Annotated in this window: 22 protein-coding genes; 10 read left to right on the top strand and 12 right to left on the bottom strand. The window is 61.2% G+C overall.

Annotated elements, in window-relative coordinates:
- Nucleotides 1-77: 77 nt before the first annotated feature.
- Nucleotides 78-842, bottom strand: coding sequence for an AraC family transcriptional regulator (locus ACXR0M_RS26690; RefSeq protein WP_458834605.1), 765 nt, complete (start codon nucleotides 840-842; stop codon nucleotides 78-80).
- A 227-nt stretch (nucleotides 843-1,069) separates the two neighbouring features.
- Here ACXR0M_RS26690 and ACXR0M_RS26685 point away from each other — a divergent pair, with 227 nt between their 5' ends.
- A complete protein-coding gene (locus ACXR0M_RS26685) occupies nucleotides 1,070-1,885 on the top strand; it encodes a UDP-2,3-diacylglucosamine diphosphatase (protein ID WP_458834604.1) in 816 nt (271 codons plus the stop codon).
- A gap of 84 nt (nucleotides 1,886-1,969) precedes the next feature.
- On the opposite strand, the gene ACXR0M_RS26680 is transcribed toward ACXR0M_RS26685, so the two are convergent.
- Together ACXR0M_RS26680 and ACXR0M_RS26675 are read right to left on the bottom strand one after the other, a co-directional pair.
- Nucleotides 1,970-2,560: an HD domain-containing protein gene (locus ACXR0M_RS26680; protein ID WP_458834603.1), complete on the bottom strand. Its 591-nt coding sequence runs from the start codon at nucleotides 2,558-2,560 to the stop codon at nucleotides 1,970-1,972.
- Between the two features lie 14 nt (nucleotides 2,561-2,574).
- On the bottom strand, nucleotides 2,575-2,886 hold the full coding sequence (locus tag ACXR0M_RS26675) for an Mpo1-like protein (protein ID WP_458834602.1): 312 nt from the start codon (nucleotides 2,884-2,886) through the stop codon (nucleotides 2,575-2,577).
- Nucleotides 2,887-3,051: 165 nt separating this feature from the next.
- Between ACXR0M_RS26675 and ACXR0M_RS26670 the strand changes: the two genes are divergently transcribed.
- Nucleotides 3,052-4,107 carry an AraC family transcriptional regulator gene (locus tag ACXR0M_RS26670; RefSeq protein WP_458834601.1) on the top strand — a complete coding sequence of 352 codons (1,056 nt, stop codon included), beginning with the start codon at nucleotides 3,052-3,054 and terminating at the stop codon, nucleotides 4,105-4,107.
- Here the strand turns inward: ACXR0M_RS26670 and ACXR0M_RS26665 are convergent.
- Complete coding sequence (locus tag ACXR0M_RS26665) at nucleotides 4,064-5,518, bottom strand: TrkH family potassium uptake protein (RefSeq protein WP_458834600.1); 1,455 nt, start codon at nucleotides 5,516-5,518, stop codon at nucleotides 4,064-4,066. The two genes, ACXR0M_RS26670 and ACXR0M_RS26665, sit on opposite strands and share 44 nt — an antisense overlap.
- 121 nt (nucleotides 5,519-5,639) lie before the next feature.
- On the opposite strand from ACXR0M_RS26665, the gene ACXR0M_RS26660 reads away from it, so the two are divergent.
- The gene (locus ACXR0M_RS26660; RefSeq protein WP_458834599.1) at nucleotides 5,640-6,206 is read left to right on the top strand and encodes a nitroreductase family protein; all 567 of its coding nucleotides are present in this window, start codon (nucleotides 5,640-5,642) and stop codon (nucleotides 6,204-6,206) included.
- Nucleotides 6,207-6,452: 246 nt separating this feature from the next.
- Here the strand turns inward: ACXR0M_RS26660 and ACXR0M_RS26655 are convergent, their stop codons facing one another.
- The 6 genes from ACXR0M_RS26655 to ACXR0M_RS26630 form a co-directional block, all read right to left on the bottom strand.
- Entirely contained in the window at nucleotides 6,453-7,793 is a 1,341-nt protein-coding gene (locus ACXR0M_RS26655; protein WP_458834598.1) for a sensor histidine kinase, read from the bottom strand.
- A 179-nt stretch (nucleotides 7,794-7,972) separates the two neighbouring features.
- The gene (locus tag ACXR0M_RS26650; RefSeq protein WP_458834597.1) at nucleotides 7,973-8,422 is read right to left on the bottom strand and encodes an LTXXQ domain protein; all 450 of its coding nucleotides are present in this window, start codon (nucleotides 8,420-8,422) and stop codon (nucleotides 7,973-7,975) included.
- A 217-nt stretch (nucleotides 8,423-8,639) separates the two neighbouring features.
- Nucleotides 8,640-9,317: a response regulator transcription factor gene (locus tag ACXR0M_RS26645; RefSeq protein WP_458834596.1), complete on the bottom strand. Its 678-nt coding sequence runs from the start codon at nucleotides 9,315-9,317 to the stop codon at nucleotides 8,640-8,642.
- Between the two features lie 7 nt (nucleotides 9,318-9,324).
- Nucleotides 9,325-9,735 carry a translation initiation factor 2 gene (locus ACXR0M_RS26640; RefSeq protein WP_458834595.1) on the bottom strand — a complete coding sequence of 137 codons (411 nt, stop codon included), beginning with the start codon at nucleotides 9,733-9,735 and terminating at the stop codon, nucleotides 9,325-9,327.
- Between the two features lie 304 nt (nucleotides 9,736-10,039).
- On the bottom strand, nucleotides 10,040-10,339 hold the full coding sequence (locus tag ACXR0M_RS26635) for a YciI family protein (RefSeq protein ID WP_458834594.1): 300 nt from the start codon (nucleotides 10,337-10,339) through the stop codon (nucleotides 10,040-10,042).
- Nucleotide 10,340: 1 nt separating this feature from the next.
- The gene (locus ACXR0M_RS26630) at nucleotides 10,341-10,937 is read right to left on the bottom strand and encodes a septation protein A (RefSeq protein WP_458834593.1); all 597 of its coding nucleotides are present in this window, start codon (nucleotides 10,935-10,937) and stop codon (nucleotides 10,341-10,343) included.
- An 87-nt stretch (nucleotides 10,938-11,024) separates the two neighbouring features.
- On the opposite strand from ACXR0M_RS26630, the gene ACXR0M_RS26625 reads away from it, so the two are divergent.
- From ACXR0M_RS26625 to rluB, 6 genes are all read left to right on the top strand, one after another.
- Nucleotides 11,025-11,888 carry a PHP domain-containing protein gene (locus ACXR0M_RS26625; protein WP_458834592.1) on the top strand — a complete coding sequence of 288 codons (864 nt, stop codon included), beginning with the start codon at nucleotides 11,025-11,027 and terminating at the stop codon, nucleotides 11,886-11,888.
- Between the two features lie 13 nt (nucleotides 11,889-11,901).
- Nucleotides 11,902-12,531 carry an L-threonylcarbamoyladenylate synthase gene (locus ACXR0M_RS26620; protein WP_458834591.1) on the top strand — a complete coding sequence of 210 codons (630 nt, stop codon included), beginning with the start codon at nucleotides 11,902-11,904 and terminating at the stop codon, nucleotides 12,529-12,531.
- Nucleotides 12,532-12,654: 123 nt separating this feature from the next.
- Nucleotides 12,655-13,353, top strand: a complete 699-nt coding sequence (locus tag ACXR0M_RS26615; RefSeq protein WP_458834612.1) for a segregation and condensation protein A — start codon at nucleotides 12,655-12,657, stop codon at nucleotides 13,351-13,353.
- Nucleotides 13,354-13,364: 11 nt separating this feature from the next.
- The gene (gene scpB, locus ACXR0M_RS26610) at nucleotides 13,365-14,348 is read left to right on the top strand and encodes an SMC-Scp complex subunit ScpB (RefSeq protein ID WP_458834590.1); all 984 of its coding nucleotides are present in this window, start codon (nucleotides 13,365-13,367) and stop codon (nucleotides 14,346-14,348) included.
- Between the two features lie 60 nt (nucleotides 14,349-14,408).
- Nucleotides 14,409-14,600, top strand: a complete 192-nt coding sequence (locus tag ACXR0M_RS26605) for a DUF1289 domain-containing protein (protein ID WP_458834589.1) — start codon at nucleotides 14,409-14,411, stop codon at nucleotides 14,598-14,600.
- Between the two features lie 142 nt (nucleotides 14,601-14,742).
- Nucleotides 14,743-15,963 (top strand): 23S rRNA pseudouridine(2605) synthase RluB, encoded by a 1,221-nt coding sequence (gene rluB / locus ACXR0M_RS26600; RefSeq protein ID WP_458834588.1) that lies wholly within the window; start codon nucleotides 14,743-14,745, stop codon nucleotides 15,961-15,963.
- Between the two features lie 233 nt (nucleotides 15,964-16,196).
- On the opposite strand, the gene ACXR0M_RS26595 is transcribed toward rluB, so the two are convergent.
- A complete protein-coding gene (locus tag ACXR0M_RS26595) occupies nucleotides 16,197-17,162 on the bottom strand; it encodes a M29 family metallopeptidase (RefSeq protein WP_458834587.1) in 966 nt (321 codons plus the stop codon).
- Between the two features lie 71 nt (nucleotides 17,163-17,233).
- A complete protein-coding gene (locus ACXR0M_RS26590; RefSeq protein ID WP_003222780.1) occupies nucleotides 17,234-17,371 on the bottom strand; it encodes a hypothetical protein in 138 nt (45 codons plus the stop codon).
- A gap of 892 nt (nucleotides 17,372-18,263) precedes the next feature.
- On the opposite strand from ACXR0M_RS26590, the gene ACXR0M_RS26585 reads away from it, so the two are divergent.
- Complete coding sequence (locus ACXR0M_RS26585) at nucleotides 18,264-19,676, top strand: amino acid permease (RefSeq protein ID WP_458834586.1); 1,413 nt, start codon at nucleotides 18,264-18,266, stop codon at nucleotides 19,674-19,676.
- The last annotated feature ends 70 nt before the right edge of the window (nucleotides 19,677-19,746 follow it).

Here is a 19,746-nt window from a genome sequence, read left to right as displayed (position 1 = left end):
AAAGATCGCAGCCTGCGGCAGCTCCTACAGGGGTACGCGTATTGAAGCGTGTTGTGGCGCAGAAGTCTGTCGGCAGACTAGCGTTGTTTGTCGCCGGAATCGCGGCGCAACTGGCCCGGCGAGGCGCCGAACTCGCGCAGCACGGCGGCGGAAAAGGCACTTTGCGAGCTGTAACCGACCCGACTGGCGATCTCGCCAATCGGCAACACGGTTTCGCGCAGCAGGCTGACCGCCTTGTGCAGGCGTCGGCTGCGAATGTAGTCCATCGGCGTCTGCCCGCATTCGGCCATGAACCGCGCATGCAGGCGCGCGCTGGACAGCCCGGCGATCTGCGCCAGGTCGGCCACTTGCAGCGGATAGGCCGCGTGTTGCTCGATGTGCGCATCGAGAGCCGCGTAGGGCAGACGGCGCGCGGCAAGTTCGGCGGGGCGCGCATGATTCAGGCTGGCCAGGAGCAACACCGCGCCCTGTCGCGCAATCAACGGATCGCTGACCGGGCTGTTCGCCAGCCAACTGACCAATTGGCTTTGCCCGGCATCCAGTGACAACCGTGCAGGCTGATCGAGCAAGCGTTGACTGGCCTCGGCATGCTCGCCCAGCGAATCGTTGAGCCATTGCCCGTCCGGCACGTCCAGCACCAGACAACGACTGCCATCGGGACTGCCGCAGGCGTGATGCGCGCCGGCCGGCACCACCACGAAACTCTGCTGACGCACCTGACTGCCACGGCCCTCGACCTCGAAATCCAGCGCGCCGGATAGCCCGAACACCAGTTGCGCGTGGTCGTGGCTGTGGACGATCAGGTCGTGGGTGTAGTGGCGCAGCGTCAGGATCGGGTGCATGGCAATCTCCGGGCAAAGCACATCTGTGGCGAGAGAGCTGGCTCCCGCTGGGGCGCGAAGCGGCCCTTTGCTCTTGCGCAGCAGGCGCCTTTGCCACAGGCATTCATTGTGGCTGCCAGTCTACACGCCAGCGCGCCATAACACGCTGTCACACGACTGACGCATGCCTGTCATGCTCGATTCACCGGGCGGGCGCAGGCTGGTGAAAACATCGCAGAGGGTTGCCCATGACCAGCGCCGAGCTCGCCAGACCCAGTCGTAAACAACGGGTGCGTACCCTGTGGATTTCCGACGTGCACCTGGGCACGCGGGATTGCCAGGCCGAGCACCTGTCGCAATTTCTCAAGGGCTACCACGCCGACAAGATTTATCTGGTGGGCGACATCATCGACGGCTGGAAGCTGCGCGGCGGCATGTACTGGCCGCAGGCGCACACCAACGTGATCCGCCGCCTGCTGACCATGAGCAAGCGCGGCACCGAGGTGATCTACGTCACCGGCAACCATGACGAGTTTCTGCGGCGTTATTCGAAGCTGATTCTCGGCAACATTCAGTTGGTTGACGAGGCCGTACACGTCACCGCCGATGGCCGCCACCTGCTGGTGATTCACGGCGACCAGTTCGATGTGATTACCCGATATCACCGCTGGCTGGCGTTTCTTGGCGATTCGGCCTACGAATTCACCCTCACGTTGAACCGTTGGCTCAATCAATGGCGGGCCAGATACGGCTATGGCTATTGGTCGCTCTCGGCGTATCTGAAGCACAAGGTTAAAACTGCCGTCAGCTTCATCAGCGACTTCGAAGAAGCCATCGCCCACGAGTGCGTCAAACGCGAGCTGCATGGCGTGGTCTGCGGGCACATTCACCATGCCGAAATCCGCAAGGTCGGCGAGGTGGATTACCTCAACTGCGGCGATTGGGTGGAGTCGTGCACGGCGTTGATCGAGCACTGGGATGGCACCATCGAGCTGTATCGCCTGGCGGATGCCCAAGCGCGCGAGGCGCAGCTCAAGGCAGCCAAGGTCGCCGAGATGGCATAAAAGCAAAAGATCGCAGCCTTCGGCAGCTCCTACATTGGAATGCACTTCCCTGTAGGAGCTGCCGAAGGCTGCGATCTTTTGCTCTTAGGCCGGCGAGTGGTCTTCCATCGCCGCCTTGTAAATCGACTGCTTCGGCTGCGCAAACAGCCGCTCCAGCAGCGGCTCGAAAAAGCTCAGCGGCAGACTCTCATAGGTCGGGTCAAACGCCGCCGCATCGTATTTGGCGCAAAACTCCACCGTCGCCTGATACTGCGGATGCCCGGCGAATTGCTCACGCAAATGCCGATCCATGCCCAGGTGATGAAAAAAGTAATAGCCCTGAAAGATCCCGTGCTTCTCGACCATCCACAGGTTCTCGGCACTGACGAACGGCTTGAGAATTGCCGCCGCGATGTCCGGGTGGTTGTAGGAACCCAAGGTGTCGCCGATGTCATGCAGCAGCGCGCAGACCACGTATTCCTCGTCGCGCCCGTCGCGGTAGGCGCGGGTCGCGGTTTGCAGCGAGTGGGTCAGGCGATCCACCGGGAAACCGCCGAAGTCGCCTGCGAGCAACTTCAGGTGCGCGACGATCCGCGATGGCAGTTGTCGGGCGTAGGCGCTGAAGTCGGCGGCGATGATCGCCCAGTCTTCCTGCGTGCCGTCCTGCATGTGGGTGAAACGGGCATTGGCATTCATAGGCTGACCCTTGTTCAGAATCCGACGCGACCGAGGATCATGTCGCGGTACATGACGAAGTCGCCGAGCAGGCTGTAGAACGGATGCTGGAACGTGGCGGGGCGATTCTTTTCGAAGAAAAAGTGCCCGATCCAGGCAAAGCTGTAGCCGGCCAGCGGCAATGCGAGCAACAGCAGCCAGGCGCCATTGGCGATGGTCATGGCCAGAATGAAAATCACCAGCGACGTGCCGACAAAGTGCAAGCGGCGGCAAGTACTGTTGCTGTGTTCGCTGAGGTAATACGGATAGAAGTCGGCGAAGCTGTTGAATGGCTTGATGTTTTCCACGACTGCGATCTCTGTGGTTATTGTTCTGACGGCAAGTTGTTCGGCGGGCAGCTTATTTGAGTCTAGAGTGAACACTGGTATCAGCCAGTGACAATGGGCGCCACTTTAGTATCCTTCGCAAATCGGGTCGTTTCATGCGACCCATCATGTAAAAAGAATAACGCCATGAGCGAACGTACGACTTCTGCAAGCTGGGCGATGGGGATTGTCAAAGCGCTGGAAATGGACGGCCTGGATTGCCGGGTACTGTTCAAGCAACTGGGGCTCGATTACGCCGCCCTGGAAGACCCGGATGCGCGCTTCCCGCAAGATTCCATGACCCGTCTGTGGCAACGCGCGGTCGAGCTGTCCGGTAACCCGGCGATCGGCCTGAACATGGGCAAGGTGGTGCGCCCGGCCTCGTTCCATGTCGCCGGCTACGCGCTGATGTCGAGCAACACCCTGGCCGAAGGTTTTCAACGACTGGTGCGTTATCAGCGAATCATCGCCGAAAGCGCCGACCTGAGTTTTCGTCTGCTCGAAGAAGGCTATGCGCTGATCCTGACGGTGCACGGCGATCATCTGCCACCGACCCGGCAGAGCGCCGAAGCCTCACTGGCCTGCGCACTCGGGCTGTGCGGCTGGCTGAGCGGGCGCACACTGCACCCGGTCAAAGTGTTGTTTCAGGGCGACGAACCGGACAACCTGCAACCCTACAGAGAGGCCTTCCATGCGCCGCTGATGTTCAACGCGCCGTACGATGCGTTGATCTTCGAATGTGCCGACATGGAAGCGCCGCTGCCCACCGCCAACGAGGCCATGGCGCTGTTGCACGACCGCTTTGCCGGGGAATACCTGGCGCGGTTTTCCGAAAGCCGGGTAACCCACAAGGCGCGCCAGGTGTTGTGCCGTTTGCTGCCTCAGGGCGAACCCAAGCGCGATACCGTGGCGCAGACCCTGCACCTGTCGCAGCGCACCCTGCAGCGGCGCTTGCAGGAGGAAGGCACGAGTTTTCAGCAACTGCTCGACGACACCCGCCGCGAACTGGCCGAGCAGTACCTTGCGCAGCCGGGCATGACCTTGCTGGAGATTGCCTATCTGTTGGGGTTTGCCGATCCGAGCAACTTCTTCCGCGCGTTCCGCCGCTGGTTCGACACCACGCCCGGCGATTACCGGGCGCGGCTGTTGCAGACCCCGGTCAGTGACGCCAAAAGGCCGGAATACACAGCACAAACACCGTAATGATCTCCAGTCGGCCGAGCAGCATGCCGAACGACAGAATCCACTTGGCGGCGTCCGGCAGACTGGCGAAGTTGCCCGCCGGGCCGATGGTCTCGCCCAGGCCCGGGCCGACACCGGAAACGGTGCTGGCGGCGCCGGTCAGCGCAGTCATCCAGTCGACGCCGAGCAGCGACAGCAGCAGAGCGATCACGCAAATAGTGATGGCGAAGAAGAACGAAAAGGTCAGAATCGAACGCACGATCTCTTCGTCGAGCCGGTGGCCGTTGTACTTCTGCTTGATCACCGCGCGCGGGTGAATCAGTTGATTGAGGTTGGCCTTGAGCAGGATGTAGGCGACCTGGAACCGGAAAATCTTGATCCCGCCCGCCGTCGAGCCGGAGCAGCCGCCGACAAAGCCCAGATAGAAAAACAGCATCAGCGAGAAGTTGCCCCACAGGCTGTAATCGCCGAGGGCGAAACCGGTGGTGGTGACCACCGACGTCACGTTCAGCGCCACGTGCCGCAGCGCGTCCAGCCAATGCAGGTTGGTGGTCCACCAGTACCAGGTGCCGAGCACCAGCCAGGTCACCAGCAACATGCCGATCAGGCCTTGCACCTGTTGATCCCTGATCAGCGCCTTGCGGTTGCCGCGCAAGGTTGCCACGTACAGGGTGAACGGCAGGCTGCCGAGGATCATGATCACCACCGCCACCCAGTGCACCGCCGGTTGCGTCCACTTCGCCAGCGACTGGTCGGAGGTAGAAAAACCGCCGGTGGAAATCGCCGACATCGCGTGGTTGATCGCATCGAACGGGCTCATCCCGGCCCACCAGAACGCCAGGCTGCCGAGAATGGTAATGCCGACGTACGCCGCCACGATCAGCCGCGCCACCATGTGCGAACGCGGCATGACCTTTTCCGAACGGTCGGAGGACTCGGTCTGGAACAGGCGCATGCCGCCGATGCGTAGCAGCGGCAGAATCGCCACCGCCATACCGATAAAGCCGATGCCGCCGATCCAGTGCAGCAGCGAGCGCCACATCAGAATGCCGGGGGACATTGTGTCCAGCCCGTTGAGCACGGTCGAGCCGGTGGCGGTGATGCCGGACATGCTTTCGAAGAACGAGTCGGTGTAGCTGATGTGCTGGGTCAGCAGAAACGGCAGCGCAGCGAAGATGCACACCACCAGCCAGCTGCTGACGGTCAGCAGGTACATGTCGCGCGGGCGCAGGTGAATATGTTCGGGGCGCCCCGGAATCACCAGCGCGAGGCCGGCGAGGAAGGTGATCATGCTCGCCCAGAGGAACGACGGCAGGTCGCGGGTGCGCTCGAAAATCACCAGGGTGGCCATCGGCACGACCATGGCGACGGCCAGGGTAATCAGGAAGATGCCGATGATGAAACCAATGATCCGTAAGGTCGGCAACGCCATGAAGTCCGCTCGGGCTGAAGGGGGAAGGGCGCCATTCTACCCGTGAGGCAGGGCATGTAAACCGGCATGCCGCTGGCAGATGCAGCTAGAATAGCCACACATTTTTTTCAGGAGGTGGCCGATGCAGGCTCTCGACGCGTTGCTCAACCGTGTTTCCGTTCCCCGTCTGGTCGAACCGGCGCCTACCGCCGAGCAGCGCGAAGCCCTGTTCGCTGCAGCCCTGCGTGCGCCGGATCACGGCCACTTGCAGCCGTACCGGTTCCTCACCGTCGAAGGCGCGGCCCGCGAGCAAATGGGCGAGCTGCTGGCGCAAGCCGCACAGATGCAGGACGGTGAAGTTACCGAAGCGATGATCGACAAGGCGCGCAACGGCCCGCTGCGGGCGCCGCTGGTGGTGGTGGTGATCGCCAGACTGCAGGACCACGTCAAGTATCCGAAGGCCGAGCAACTGCTGGCGGCGGGATGCGCCGCTCATGGGATTTTGCTGGCCGCGTATGCGCAGGGGATTGGTGCGGTGTGGCGTACGGGTGATCTGGCGTATTCGAAGCATGTAGCCCAAGGGTTGGGCCTGGCGGAAGGCGAAGAGGTGATTGCGTTTCTTTACCTCGGCACGCCGCAGAAAGAGCCGCGGGTGGCGGAGAAGGTGGATCTGGCCGAGTTCGTCAGCGCCTGGCCGGGTAAGGCCTGAAAATCAAAAGCCCCTCACCCTAACCCTCTCCCGGAGGGAGAGGGGACTGATTGGGGGATGCTGTAGAGATACGCCGACCTGAACGCTCTTCGTTGAATCCAGAATCGACCTCGGTTCAATTCGAATACCGGGTTGATGACCGATTCAGAATCCATAATCGACACGGTTTGCCCGGTCGATGTAGATCGCCAGCCACCTCGGTCGGCTCCCTCTCCCTCCGGGAGAGGGCTGGGGTGAGGGTAGCTTTTAAGGCTGCACAACGGCGCCGGGCACCAGCGGCAATTCCAGGCTGGCAATAAACCCGCCCTCAGGATGATTGGCCAACGTCAAACTGCCGCCATGTCGCTCCGCCGCGCGCTTGGCAATCGCCAGGCCCAGACCATGTCCCGCCGCCGTCTGCCCCGGCGCTCGATAAAACGGCTCGCCCAACTGGCTCAGATGCTCGGCCTCAACGCCTGGCCCGTGGTCGCGCACGCTCACGATGATTTTTTCGCCCTGACGCAAAGCCTGCATCTCGATCGCCTGCCCCTCGGGGTTGAAGCGTTGGGCGTTGCGCAGCAGGTTGTCGACGGCGCGCTCGATCATGGTTGGCCAGCCGGTCAGGTGCAGTTGGGGCTCGGCATTGAGGTGCACGGTCTGCTCCGGCGAGGCGAGCTGCGCATCTTTCTGCAAGGTACCGAGCAAGGCGTTCAGGTCAACCGCTTCGGCACTGGCGTTGTCGGCATCGACCCGCGCCAGTACCAGAATTTCGCTGATCAACGCTTCGAGGCGATCACATTCGCGGGTCAGGCGCGGCCAGAGTTTTTCCCGTTCTTCCGGGCTGGCGCGCTCTGCCAGGGCCAGCGCAATGCGCAGCCGGGCCAGCGGTGAGCGCAATTCGTGGGAGACATCGCGTAGCAGTTGGCGCTGGCTGCCGATCAGGCTTTGCAGGCGGGCGCCCATGCGGTTGAAGTCGTTGGCCAGCACGCCGAACTCGTCGCGCCGGTTGGCCAGTTTCGCCAGGCTGTTCTGCTGGTAGGTGGTCTGCCCCAGATCATGCACCGCGCCGCGCAAACGGCTGAGCGGGCGGGTGATGGAGAAGGTCACCAGCAGGCTGAACAGGGTCAGCACCACCAGCGCGATACCCAGCGCACTCAGCGGCCAGAGCAGGCTTTCGCGGTGCCAGGCGTCGAGTTCCGGGTGCGGAATGCGGTAGATGAACAGGTAGGTGTCGCCGGTTTTTTCGCTGGTGAATTCATCAGTCAGACGCCGCCATGGCAGGCGCCGGTCGTCGTTGTTCTGCCGTGCTTCGAACGCGGCGGCGCGGCGCGGGAAGGTGCCGCGTACCACCGGGTCGCCGCTCTCGTTGAGCACCTGGACGTCGATGTGATACTGGCGTTTGCGCTGTTCGAGGATGTCTTGCGCGGCGTCTTCGCCCTGGGCTTCGTAGGTTTGCGTCCATTCGGCGGCCAAGGTGTTGAGGCCCGGATGGCGGCTGAGAATCCATGCGTCCTGGTTGAGCATGTGCCCGAGCAGAATGGACAACCCGGCCACCAGAGCGATGGCCAGCCAGAAACTCGCGAGAATACGCCAGAACAATGAACGCACAGAAAATCCTCAATCAAACAAAAACTCAACAATGTGGGAGCGGGCTTGCTCGCGAATGCGGTATATCAGACAAAGTAATGTTGACTGACACATCGCATTCGCGAGCAAGCCCGCTCCCACATTTGGATTGAGTGGCAACAGGCCCGACGGGGTGAGCCGTCGGGTCCGTGATTAAAACATTATTGCGCTTTTTGCGGCTGTTGCGCTTTCCACGCCTTGAACTCGGCCCATTCGGCGCGGCGTTCGGCCTGTTTCTTCTGGATCTCGTCGAATTTCTTCTGTTGATCCGGCTTCAGCAGGTTGCGCACATCGGTTTCGGCTTTCTTGTGGTTGGCCGCGATTTCGTCCTTCATGGCTTTCTGGTCAGCCGGCGAGAGTTTTTCCAGGTACTTCTCGACCACCTGGCGACGTTCGTGCATCTGCTCGCCCATGATCTTGCGGATCTGATCGCGTTGTTCGCGGGTCAGGTCGAGCTGGCTGTACGGGCCTTTGCCGTGCTCGCCGTGCATCTGACCGCCGTGGCGCGGGCCGTCGAGCGGACCACCCAGCGGGCCACCATCCTGTGGCATGGCCATGGCGACGGTCGGCAGGGCGGCTGCGAACATCAGAGCGATAAGAGTCTTGCGCATGGTGTATCTCCTTGTCTCGTTCCCGGTACGTTCCGGATGAGTTCAGATTACGGAGATCAAGGTCAGCGGCGGTCAGCGCTGGGTAAAGCTTGGGTAAAGACGCGTTGTTTTAAGCCTTACACGGATCCCCTGTAGGAGCTGCCGAAGGCTGCGATCTTTTGATCTTCAAAAGCAAAGATCGCAGCCTTCGGCAGCTCCTACAGCGAGCGAGGTGTCTTCAGAGGCTGTAGTAGTAACCACGGCTGCGCAGGGCGACGATGCGCGGGCGGCCGTCGGGGTGCGGGCCGATCTTCTTGCGCAGGTTGCTGACGTGCATGTCCAGGCTGCGGTCGTACAGGGTCAACTTGCGACCGAGGGCCAGTTGCGCCAGTTCCTGTTTGTCCAGCGGCTCGCCGGGCTGCTTGAGCAGGGCTTCGAGCAAACGGCTTTCGGACACGGTGAGGGTCAGTTCTTTCTCGTCGATGCTGACCACGCCGCGCACCGGGCTGAAACTCAGGTCGCCGAGTTCGAGCTGCGTCGACACGGCGGCCGGATGACTGCGGCGCAGTACGGCGCGCAGGCGCGCAGTGAGTTCACGCGGATCGCAGGGCTTGGCCAGGTAATCGTCGGCACCCAGTTCCAGACCGAGAATGCGGTCCAGCGGTTCGCCCCGGGCCGAAAGCATCAGCACCGGCAGATCGGCGTGATCATTGCGCAATTGCTTGAGCAGCTCCAGACCGCTGCCATCGGGCAGCATCACGTCCAGCACCACGGCGGCGGGCGCCGATTCGGCCAAGGCCTTGCGCGCGCTCTGGCCATCGTGGCAGGCGCGCACCTGGAAGCCTTCCTGGCTCAGCCAGCTACTCAGGAGTTCGCACAACTCCTGGTCATCATCAATCAGTAACAGCTCGCTCATGACTCACTCAATTTAGCCATTGCCGACGTTTTCGGCCTGCTCCACTGGCAAAGATACCGCACAGCAGCGCCAATAGCGCTACCCCGGCGCCGGTGACGAACCATTGCTGCTGTTCGGTCAACAGTCGCGGCAACGGGCTGGCCTGGGCTTCCTTGAGTTGCAGCTTCAGGCGCTGATTCTCCTGACGCAACCGGGCAAGCTGGGCGCTTTCGCGGGTGTTATCGGCATTTTGCAGTTGTTTGTTCAGTTCTTCCCGCTGCTGCTCACTGGCCTTCAGGCGTTGCTGCAACTCGGTAATCTGACTGCCGGCGCTTAACGACAATGGCGTGGAACTGCCGCTGTCGGTGGTTTCCTCACCATGGGCGGGCGCCATGATCGACAACGTGACCCACATCAGACACAACGGACCTTTGCGCATTGCGATTCCTGCTAGCAAATGGATATTGGGCAGGTTGTCGGCAGGCAAACGAGAATAATGAGCGATTGAGAGCGCGATGAACCGGGAAGGTTCAGTGCTTTGAAAGGATTGAATGTGGCGAATGAGCTTTGTGGCGAGGGGATTTATCCCCGATGGACTGCGCAGCAGTCCCAATAACAGAACATGCGGCGTGTCAGGCACACCGCATTGAATGGCCTTGAGGGTTGCTTCGCAACCCATCGGGGCGGTGCGACGTTTCGCTAAATCCCCTCACACAAAGCCCCTCACATTCCAGCAACGTCTCTTACGGCAGGACTTGCTTGAACGGCTTGACGATCACGTTGGCGTACACCCCGGCGGCAATATACGGGTCGGCATCGGCCCAGGCCTGGGCGGCGCTCAGCGAGTCGAATTCGGCGACGATCAGGCTGCCGGTGAAACCCGCTGCGCCCGGATCATTGCTGTCGACCGCCGGGTGCGGGCCGGCCAGCACGATGCGGCCTTCGCCCTTGAGCACTTGCAGGCGTTCCAGGTGGGCCGGGCGCGCGGTGAGGCGGGCTTGGAGCGAGTTGGCGACGTCGGTGGCAATGATGGCGTAGAGCATGTCAGTCCTCGGTTTTTGGCGTGGTGGTGTCGGCGTCGTGCAGATGGCGCGACAGGTAGATGCCCTGACCGACCAGGAACAGCACGGTCATGCCCAGACTGCCGAACACCTTGAAGTCGACCCAGATGCTCTGGAAGGTGAACGCGACGAACAGGTTGGCGGCGCCGCAGAACAGGAAGAAGGCGATCCAGGCGATGTTCAGCCGGGTCCAGACCGGATCCGGCAAGCTCAGCGCATGGCCCATGATGCGTTTGATCAGCAGGCGGTCACCGATGAAGTGGCTGCCGATGAAGGCCAGCGCGAACAGCCAGTTGACCACCGGGGCTTTCCATTTAAGGAAGGTCTCGCTGTGGAAGGCGAGGGTCAGGCTGCCGAACACCAAGCAGGCGATCAGGGTCAGCCACTGGCTCTTTTCCAGCTTGCGTTGTTTGATGAACAGCGCGCCGTAGACCACCAGGGAGCTGATGATCAGCATCGCAGTGGCGCTGTAGATACCGCCTACAGTGACTTCGTGGCCGGCAACGTCGACCACCCGTGGATCAAGTTTGTAAACGATGAAAAACAGCAGAAGCGGGATGAAATCGATGAATTGTTTCACAGTGAGAGCCAGAAGCTGGATGTGGCGGCATAATAACAAACATACGGGCGCGCGATAGCGCCAGCTGATTTGAGGTTACAACTCCCTGTGAATGTTGATTTGCACTGCCACAGCACGGCCTCCGATGGCGCCCTGGCGCCTGCGGTTCTGGTTGCGCGTGCGTTCGAAAACGGCGTGCGAGTCCTGGCGTTGACCGATCATGACACCCTCGAAGGCCTCGCCGAAGCGCGCATGGCCGCCAATGAGTTGGGCATGCAACTGGTCAATGGCGTCGAACTGTCCTGCACCTGGGGCGGCGCGACCATTCATGTGCTGGGCTACGGCTTCGACGTCAACGCCGCGCCACTGGTCGAGGCCATCGCCAGATTGCACGATGGCCGCTGGCTGCGGTCGCAAGAGATAAGCCGCAAGCTTTCCCTCAAGGGCATGCCCGGTGCCCTCGATGGCGCCCGGCAGATCCAGCAGGAACTGGGCGACAGCGGCAACGCCCCGGCCCGTCCGCATTTCGCCGACTGGATGGTGCGTGAAGGTTTTGTAAAGGATCGCGCCGAGGCCTTCCGCAAGTGGCTCGGTGCCGGCAAGCTGGGTGACGTCAAGCAGCACTGGCCGACGCTGGAAGAAACCGTCGAGACCCTGCGTGCCGCCGGTGCCTGGGTCAGCCTGGCGCATCCCTGGCACTACGATTTCACCCGCAGCAAGCGCCGCAAGCTGATTGCCGACTATATTCAAGCGGGCGGGCATGCGATCGAAGTGGTCAATGGCCATCAACCTGCGGAACAGGTGGGCAGCCTGGCTATTCTTGCCCGCGAGTTCGGTCTGCTGGTCAGCGCCGGCAGTGATTTCCATGGCCCTGGAGGCTGGTCCGAGATTGGCCAGTACCGGCCGGTTCCCGAGGACCTTCCACCCCTGTGGTGTCGGTTCAAACATGACACAGCTATTGCCGCCGTCTGAACAGGTAGAGAACGTGAGTCAATTTTTCCAGATCCATCCGGAAAACCCGCAAGCGCGCCTGATCAAACAGGCGGTCGAGATCATCCGCAAGGGCGGGGTGGTGATTTATCCCACGGACTCTTCCTACGCGATCGGTTGCCAGATCGGCGACAAGAACGCGATCGAGCGCGTGCGACGCCTGCGTCAGCTCGACGAGAAGCACAACTTTGCGCTGATCTGCAGCGACCTGTCGCAACTGGGCAACTACGCCAAGATCGACACCGGCACCTTCCGCATCCTCAAGGCGCACTTGCCGGGCCCTTACACCTTTATTCTCAATGCCACGCGTGAAGTGCCGCGCCTGTTGCTGCACCCGAAGAAACGCACCATCGGCCTGCGCGTGCCGAGCCATCCGATTGCCCTGGCGTTGCTGGCCGAGCTCGGCGAGCCGCTGATGAGCGTGACCCTGATCATGCCCGGCGATGAAGACCCGCTGAGCGATCCGTACGAAATGCGGCAAATGCTCGAGCATCAGGTGGACCTGATCATCGACGGCGGTTTCGGCGGGATCAAGGCGTCTACCGTGATCGACCTGACCGGCGACGACCCTGAAGTGGTCCGTGTCGGTTGCGGCGATCCGACGCCGTTCATGGTCGAGGCCTGAATGTCCGCAGTGGAGACCGTTGTCGATCCCCAGGCCGGCGCCCAGCAGGAACTGCCGTTTGCCATGGTCTATGGCCAGGCAGTCACCGAAATGCCGCTGGACCTGTACATCCCGCCGGATGCGCTGGAAGTCTTTCTCGAAGCCTTCGAAGGCCCGCTCGACCTGCTGCTGTACCTGATCCGCAAACAGAACATCAACATCCTCGACATCCCGGTGGCGGAAATCACCCGGCAGTACATGGGCTATGTCGAGTTGATGCAGTCGGTGCGCCTGGAACTCGCCGCCGAGTACCTGGTGATGGCCGCGATGCTCGCCGAAATCAAGTCGCGCATGCTTCTGCCCCGGGCCGAAACCGTCGAAGACGAGGAAGACGACCCGCGCGCCGAACTGATCCGCCGCCTGCAGGAATACGAGCGCTTCAAGGCCGCCGCCGAAGGCATCGATGGCATGAGCCGGGTGGGCCGCGATGTGATCGTACCCAAGCTCGACGCCCCGGAAGCCCGGGCGCGCAAGCTGTTGCCGGATGTCGCGCTGGAAGAGATTTTGATGTCCATGGCCGAAGTGCTGCGCCGTGGCGACATGTTCGAAAGTCACCAAGTCAGCCGCGAGGCGCTGTCGACCCGCGAGCGCATGAGCGATGTGCTGGAACGGCTCAAGGGCGGCGGTTTTGTGCCGTTCGTCGAGCTGTTCACCGCCGAAGAAGGCCGCCTCGGCGTGGTGGTGACCTTTATGGCAATCCTTGAACTGGTCAAGGAATCCTTGGTCGAGCTGGTGCAGAATGAGCCGTTCGCCGCGATCCACGTGCGAGCCCGAGCCGAATAACGAGTCGAACCATGAACCTGACTGAACCCCGCGAGCTGGCACCCCTGCTTGAAGCCTTTCTGTTGGCCTCGGGAAAGCCGCAATCGCTTGAACGCCTTTTCGAACTGTTCGAAGAGGGCGAACGGCCGGAACCTGCGGTCTTCAAGAAAGCCCTGACGCTGCTTGGCAAGTCCTGCGAGGGGCGGGCGTTCGAACTCAAGGAAGTCGCTTCCGGCTATCGCTTGCAGATCCGTGAGAAGTTTTCGCCGTGGGTCGGGCGCCTGTGGGAAGAGCGCCCGCAGCGTTATTCCCGGGCGCTGCTGGAAACCATGGCGCTGATCGCCTATCGCCAACCGATCACCCGCGGCGAGATCGAAGATGTGCGCGGTGTGGCGGTCAACACCAACATCGTCAAGACCCTGATCGAGCGTGAGTGGATCCGCATCGTCGGCTACCGCGACGTGCCGGGCAAACCGGCGATGTTCGCCACCACCAAGGCGTTTCTCGATCACTTCAACCTGAAGAATCTCGAAGACCTGCCGCCATTGGCCGAGCTGCGCGAGATGGAAGCCGAACCGGTGCTCGAGTTCGACGACGCGCCAGTTCCGCAGAGCCTGCAGGAACTGGCCGACGCCAGCGCCGAGCCGGAAGAGCCGAAGGAAGAAACCAGCTTTCATACCCTGCTGCTGGAGCTGGACAGCATGGAGGAGGGGATCAAGACCGACTTCGATGACCTGTTGCGCGATGCGGCGGATGGCGAAACACCGACGGTTGAAACCGGGTTCGAGTCTGAGCCTGAAACCGCCGAACCGGCGATTGAACTTGAACTCCAGTCCGAGCCAGAGGCCGAACCGGAAGAAGACATTCTTGGCGTCGCCGAAGCCCGGGAGAAACTCCTCGCCGCTGTCGCCGCGCTCGAACAGCCGGCGCCAGAGCCCGAACTGAGCGAAGAAGAAGCCGAAGCCCGCGCGCTGGCCGAAGCGATCGAGGCCGAACGCCGCGAATTCGAGGACTGACCTCGATCCAGGGAACACTGAAAATCCCCTGTGGGAGCCATGTTCATCCAGGAGGTGTTGATGAGCTCAACCAAAGACCCCTGCATCAGCCTCTGCAAATTCACCGACGACATCTGTCTCGGTTGCGGCCGCAGCAAGCGCGAAATCAGGGCCTGGAAGAAACTCGACAAGGACGACAAGCGCACGGTGCTGGCCGAAGCCGCGCTGCGCCTGATCAAACTCGGTGGCGCCGGTCGGCGGAAAAACAAATAACTGTCGATCTGTCAGCTAGTCTTTGATGCGCGATGACGCACATCCGCGTATGATTCGCGACCCTTCGGCGATCCCTTCGCCCGAAAACCGTTTTCAAAGCTTCAGGCGCCCGCCTGAACAGACCACACCGGGAGGTGCCCAGATGAGTGACATCAATCAGCAAGACGACCAGGAAATCGGCCCAGCAGGCGAAAAACTGCAGAAGGTCCTCGCCCGTATCGGCGTCGGCTCGCGCCGTGACGTGGAGTCCTGGATCAGCCAGGGCCGGATCAAGGTCAATGGCAAAGACGCCACCCTTGGCCTGCGCGTCGACATGCACGACGCCATTACCATCGATGGCAAGGTGATCAAGCGCGAAGAGGCTGCCGAGTCGGTCCGCCGTGTGATCATGTACAACAAACCGGATGGCGAGATCTGCACCCGTGACGACCCGGAAGGCCGTCCGACCGTGTTCGACAAGCTGCCGCGTCCGAAAGAGGGCCGCTGGATCAACATCGGTCGTCTCGACATCAACACCACCGGTCTGCTGATGTTCACCACCGACGGCGAACTGGCCAACCGTCTGATGCACCCGTCTTACGAGATGGACCGCGAGTACGCTGTTCGTGTACGCGGTGAAGTCGACGATGAAATGATCGAGCGCCTGAAGGCCGGCGTGGTGCTGGAAGACGGCCCGGCGCGTTTCACCGACATTCAGCAGGCACCGGGCGGCGAAGGCTTCAACCACTGGTACCACTGCGTGGTGATGGAAGGCCGTAACCGTGAAGTGCGTCGTCTGTGGGAGTCCCAGGGGGTGGTGGTCAGCCGTCTGAAGCGCGTGCGTTTCGGTCCGGTGTTCCTCAACTCCGACCTGCCGATGGGCCGCTGGCGCGAAATGAGCCAGTATGAAGTCGACGTGCTGAGCGCCGAAGTCGGCCTGACGCCGGTGGCAATGCCGCAACTGAACGCCAAGAGCAAGGACAAGCTGGAGCGTATGCAGCGTAAATCGTCGCGGCCGATGGCCAAGACCGAACGCGTGCGTACCCTGCGTCCAGCCGCTGGCGCGCCGACCGGGCCACGTCCGAGCCGCGAGCCGCAGATCGAAGGCGAGCGTCCGGGACGCAAGCCGGTTGCCCGTGACGGCGAGCGCGCACCGCGTCCGGCCAACGGTCGTACCGAGCGTGGCGAGCGCGGTGCTCCTGCCGGTCGTGGTACGCCAGTGGCGGATCGTCCGGCGGACACCACCAACAAGCGTCCGGCCAGACCGGCGCCGAAGCGTCCGGGGATCAAACTGGTCGACGGCGATCAGCCATCGGGCAAGCGCCGCGGCGCACCGGCGGGTTCTGGCCAGCGTCCGGGGTTTGGTCGCAAAAAGCCGGAATAAGGCAGCTGTGAGCTATTAGCGGCAAGCTTCAAGCTCAAGCAAAAACGCCAACCGTAGGGTTGGCGTTTTTTTTCGCCTGGAGGAAGTCATTTGGCGTCTGGGCGGGCCTCTTCGCGGGCAAGCCCGCTCCCACAGGTTTTGAAGTGTTCGCGCGATGTGTGCAACAGCACCGGACACTGTGGGAGCGGGCTTGCCCGCGAAGGGGCCAGCGGCTTCAATCCATACCCTTCAGACTAGAAAACAAACCGCCCATCAAACACCGGCTTGTCATCCAGTGCCAGCACACCGCCGGAGAAAATCAGGTCCAGGTGATGGCTGCCCTTGGCCCCGCCGCCGAGGCCCAGATGCAGGCCGCAGTGGCGTTCTTCGAAACCGGCGTTGCGCGCATACAGATCCTTCACCCCTTCATTGGTGCCGATCCCCAGTTCCTCGATACGGCGGTTCGACGGATTGGCCTCCAGATACTTGTTGAAGTCGTGCTCCAGCCCCGGCACATCGGTGGCGATGCGGCTGATGGTCGAGTTCTCGATCCACAGTTCCAGCGGCGATTCGAGCACGCCGTACTTGCGGGCAAACGGGATGGTGCTGAGGAAGGTGCCCTTGAATTTCACATGACCGTTGATGGCTTCGCTGTGGGTGGCGATTTCGCCGGGGGCCAGGTCGAAGTTGCCGACGCCGTTGATGTCCGTCCACTTCTTGATGCTGCTCAGCGGTGTTTCGAACCAGGAACCGTGCTCGTCCTTGAAGCTCAGCGTGGTCGCCTGGGACATGCGCTGGATCAAGTGGCTGTTGAGCCCGGCGATACGCTGCGGGGTGACGCTGAAGGTGTCGTAGAAATAGTCGCCGTAATCCTTGAACAGCAGCGACTTCTTCCAGTTTTCCGCCATCACCGCTTGCAGCGCGCGGACAAATTCCGGGCCGTCGGGGCGTGGGTTGGGCAGTGTGGAAGAGTCGTAGAAGAAAATGTACAGATCGCAGTCGGCAATCGCTGCGGTCAGGGTTGCGGTGCTTTCCAGGTCCAGGCGGCGGGCGCTGAAGCTGAATCGCGGATGGTCGCCGGCCTGTTCGGCGATGGCGCCGGTCAGCGCTTCGTAATCGGCGGTGTGGCCGAGCAATACCCTGGCCGACTCAAGGCCGGCAAGGGCTGGGTGATGTTCGAGGTAGTAAAGGAAATGCGAGATCGCGCGGGGCTTATCCATGTGTCCTCCCTGACTGACCGTGAAGAAAGCGGCAGGCGCGACCGGCCGGTTCGCGCCTGCCTGGGGATGTCTTACAGTGGCCACATCGCCGTGCCGAACGGTACGACCGCGTCGGCTTGCATCATTTCCACGGCGGCCTCATGGGTCGGTGCTTCAAACCATTCGTCCAGTTGCAGTTCGGTATCCAAGTCTTTTTCCAGTGCTTGCATGGTCGATCTCCTAGATGACTTTCACGGTTTTGACTGGCCGGTCGAGGTGGCCGGCAAGACGTGAAAAACCTAGTTCACGGCGTTTTGGAATGCAAAAAATTATTTATTTAAAATTTAAATAAACTTTTTATTCTGTTTTTTGCTGGGACTTTTCTTGTTTGGAAACAGAAAACTAAGCCGGCCAATTAATTAGCAAGCTTGCTACCGTCAATTTGCAGACGACCTGCGGATTTTTCTCAAATGGAAATTATACGTTACGCATCGTAAAGAAAGGTTTACAAAAACCATGGTTAAACCCAGTGGAGTCGCCCCTCTGTCGAGCCTGTAAGGAAAACCTGCCGAAGTCCGGTCGTGACGGGGCCTTGCAAGGCTCTGGCGCGCTTGTTTCAGCGTCGTTTGCAGGGTGAGATGCGCCTCATGCCTGTCGTGCAGGCGCATAACAAGAAGGAGGCGCAATGAACGCCGTGATCGATCTCCACTTCTCTGCGTGGGACGGTTTTTTCCTCGTCCCTGTCGATGGCCCGCAAAGGCCTGACTCAATTTTTACAGCCGCCCGTGCATTCCGAGGCGGACTCACGCAATCCCGGCAAGGGCCACGCTGATCCAGCGGGTCTGGCAGCAGGGGGTTAGCGGTGTACAATGCGCCGCGTTTTAACTGTGACCCTCTGCGTAATCGCGCAAACATCAAGGCTATCCACCTTGTTCACTCCGCCACGTCACAAGCGTGTCGGGTTCGATTTCGTCACAGATAAAAACAAACAGGTGACGCATGACCGTTGTAAAAACACTGAATTCCTGGTGCTTGCGCTGGGGTTTGATCAGGGTTGTCTGAAATCGCAACCTTGCAGCAACGTCTACTGAACATCATCAAACCTTGCGTGAGACCTTTTTCATGAGTGGACAAAACTCGCAGTCAGGCGAGCTGAAACGCGGCCTGAAAAATCGCCACATTCAACTGATCGCCCTCGGTGGCGCGATCGGTACCGGCTTGTTCCTGGGCTCGGCCGGGGTGCTGAAATCCGCCGGCCCGTCGATGATCCTTGGCTACGCCATCTGCGGCTTCATCGCCTTCATGATCATGCGCCAGCTCGGCGAAATGATTGTTGAAGAGCCGGTGGCCGGTTCCTTCAGCCATTTCGCGCACAAGTACTGGGGCGGCTTCGCTGGTTTCCTGTCGGGCTGGAACTGCTGGATTCTGTACATTCTGGTGGGCATGTCGGAGCTGACCGCTGTCGGCAAGTACATCCACTACTGGGCGCCGGACATCCCGACCTGGGTCACCGCTGCGGCCTTCTTCGTACTGATCAACGCGATCAACCTGGCCAACGTCAAAGTTTTCGGTGAAGCCGAATTCTGGTTCGCGATCATCAAGGTCGTGGCGATCGTCGGCATGATCGCCCTGGGCAGCTACCTGCTGGTCAGCGGTCACGGCGGCCCGCAAGCCTCGGTCAGCAACCTGTGGTCGCACGGCGGGTTCTTCCCCAATGGCGTCAGCGGTCTGGTGATGGCCATGGCGATCATCATGTTCTCCTTCGGCGGTCTGGAAATGCTCGGTTTCACTGCCGCTGAAGCCGACAAGCCGAAGACCGTGATCCCGAAAGCGATCAACCAGGTGATCTACCGGATCCTGATTTTCTACATCGGCGCGCTGGTGATCCTGCTGTCGCTGACCCCATGGGACAGCCTGCTGACGACCCTCAATGCATCCGGCGATTCGTACAGCGGCAGCCCGTTCGTGCAGGTGTTCTCGATGCTCGGCAGCAACACAGCTGCGCACATCCTCAACTTCGTGGTGCTGACCGCGGCGCTATCGGTGTACAACAGCGGCACCTACTGCAACAGTCGCATGCTGCTGGGCATGGCCGAGCAGGGTGATGCGCCGAAAGGTCTGGCGAAAATCGACAAGCGTGGCGTGCCGGTGCGGTCGATCCTCGCCTCGGCAGCCGTGACACTGGTGGCCGTGCTGCTCAACTACCTGATCCCGCAGCAGGCGCTGGAGTTGCTGATGTCGCTGGTGGTCGCGACTCTGGTGATCAACTGGGCGATGATCAGCTTCTCGCACTTCAAGTTCCGCCAGCACATGAACAAGACCCGCCAGACGCCGCTGTTCAAGGCGCTGTGGTACCCGTACGGCAACTATGTCTGCCTGGCGTTCGTGGTGTTCATTCTGGGCGTGATGCTGCTGATCCCGGGCATCCAGATCTCGGTGTACGCGATTCCGGTGTGGGTGGTGTTCATGTGGGTCTGCTACGTGATCAAGAACAAGCGTGGTGCGCAGACTGCGGTGCCTGCGACCGCGAAGTAACCGCGCGAGCAGAAACGACAGACCCGGCCAAGTGCCGGGTTTGTTGTTTTTGCACCTTCCCCTGTAGGAG

The organism is Pseudomonas sp. Eth.TT006 (genome assembly GCF_054456575.1).
The sequence above is the reverse complement of the archived record's forward strand: the minus strand, read 5'-3'. Positions and strand labels throughout refer to the sequence as shown.

Bases quoted from the DNA above. Each gene is read 5' to 3' on its own strand.
- ACXR0M_RS26690 (WP_458834605.1), bottom strand. From the start codon at position 842: ATGCACCCGATCCTGACGCTGCGCCACTACACCCACGACCTGATCGTC.
- ACXR0M_RS26685 (WP_458834604.1), top strand. From the start codon at position 1,070: ATGACCAGCGCCGAGCTCGCCAGACCCAGTCGTAAACAACGGGTGCGT.
- ACXR0M_RS26680 (WP_458834603.1), bottom strand. From the start codon at position 2,560: ATGAATGCCAATGCCCGTTTCACCCACATGCAGGACGGCACGCAGGAA.
- ACXR0M_RS26670 (WP_458834601.1), top strand. From the start codon at position 3,052: ATGAGCGAACGTACGACTTCTGCAAGCTGGGCGATGGGGATTGTCAAA.
- ACXR0M_RS26665 (WP_458834600.1), bottom strand. From the start codon at position 5,518: ATGGCGTTGCCGACCTTACGGATCATTGGTTTCATCATCGGCATCTTC.
- ACXR0M_RS26660 (WP_458834599.1), top strand. From the start codon at position 5,640: ATGCAGGCTCTCGACGCGTTGCTCAACCGTGTTTCCGTTCCCCGTCTG.
- ACXR0M_RS26650 (WP_458834597.1), bottom strand. From the start codon at position 8,422: ATGCGCAAGACTCTTATCGCTCTGATGTTCGCAGCCGCCCTGCCGACC.
- ACXR0M_RS26645 (WP_458834596.1), bottom strand. From the start codon at position 9,317: ATGAGCGAGCTGTTACTGATTGATGATGACCAGGAGTTGTGCGAACTC.
- ACXR0M_RS26640 (WP_458834595.1), bottom strand. From the start codon at position 9,735: ATGCGCAAAGGTCCGTTGTGTCTGATGTGGGTCACGTTGTCGATCATG.
- ACXR0M_RS26635 (WP_458834594.1), bottom strand. From the start codon at position 10,339: ATGCTCTACGCCATCATTGCCACCGACGTCGCCAACTCGCTCCAAGCC.
- scpB (WP_458834590.1), top strand. From the start codon at position 13,365: ATGAACCTGACTGAACCCCGCGAGCTGGCACCCCTGCTTGAAGCCTTT.
- ACXR0M_RS26605 (WP_458834589.1), top strand. From the start codon at position 14,409: ATGAGCTCAACCAAAGACCCCTGCATCAGCCTCTGCAAATTCACCGAC.
- rluB (WP_458834588.1), top strand. From the start codon at position 14,743: ATGAGTGACATCAATCAGCAAGACGACCAGGAAATCGGCCCAGCAGGC.
- ACXR0M_RS26595 (WP_458834587.1), bottom strand. From the start codon at position 17,162: ATGGATAAGCCCCGCGCGATCTCGCATTTCCTTTACTACCTCGAACAT.
- ACXR0M_RS26590 (WP_003222780.1), bottom strand. From the start codon at position 17,371: ATGCAAGCACTGGAAAAAGACTTGGATACCGAACTGCAACTGGACGAA.
- ACXR0M_RS26585 (WP_458834586.1), top strand. From the start codon at position 18,264: ATGAGTGGACAAAACTCGCAGTCAGGCGAGCTGAAACGCGGCCTGAAA.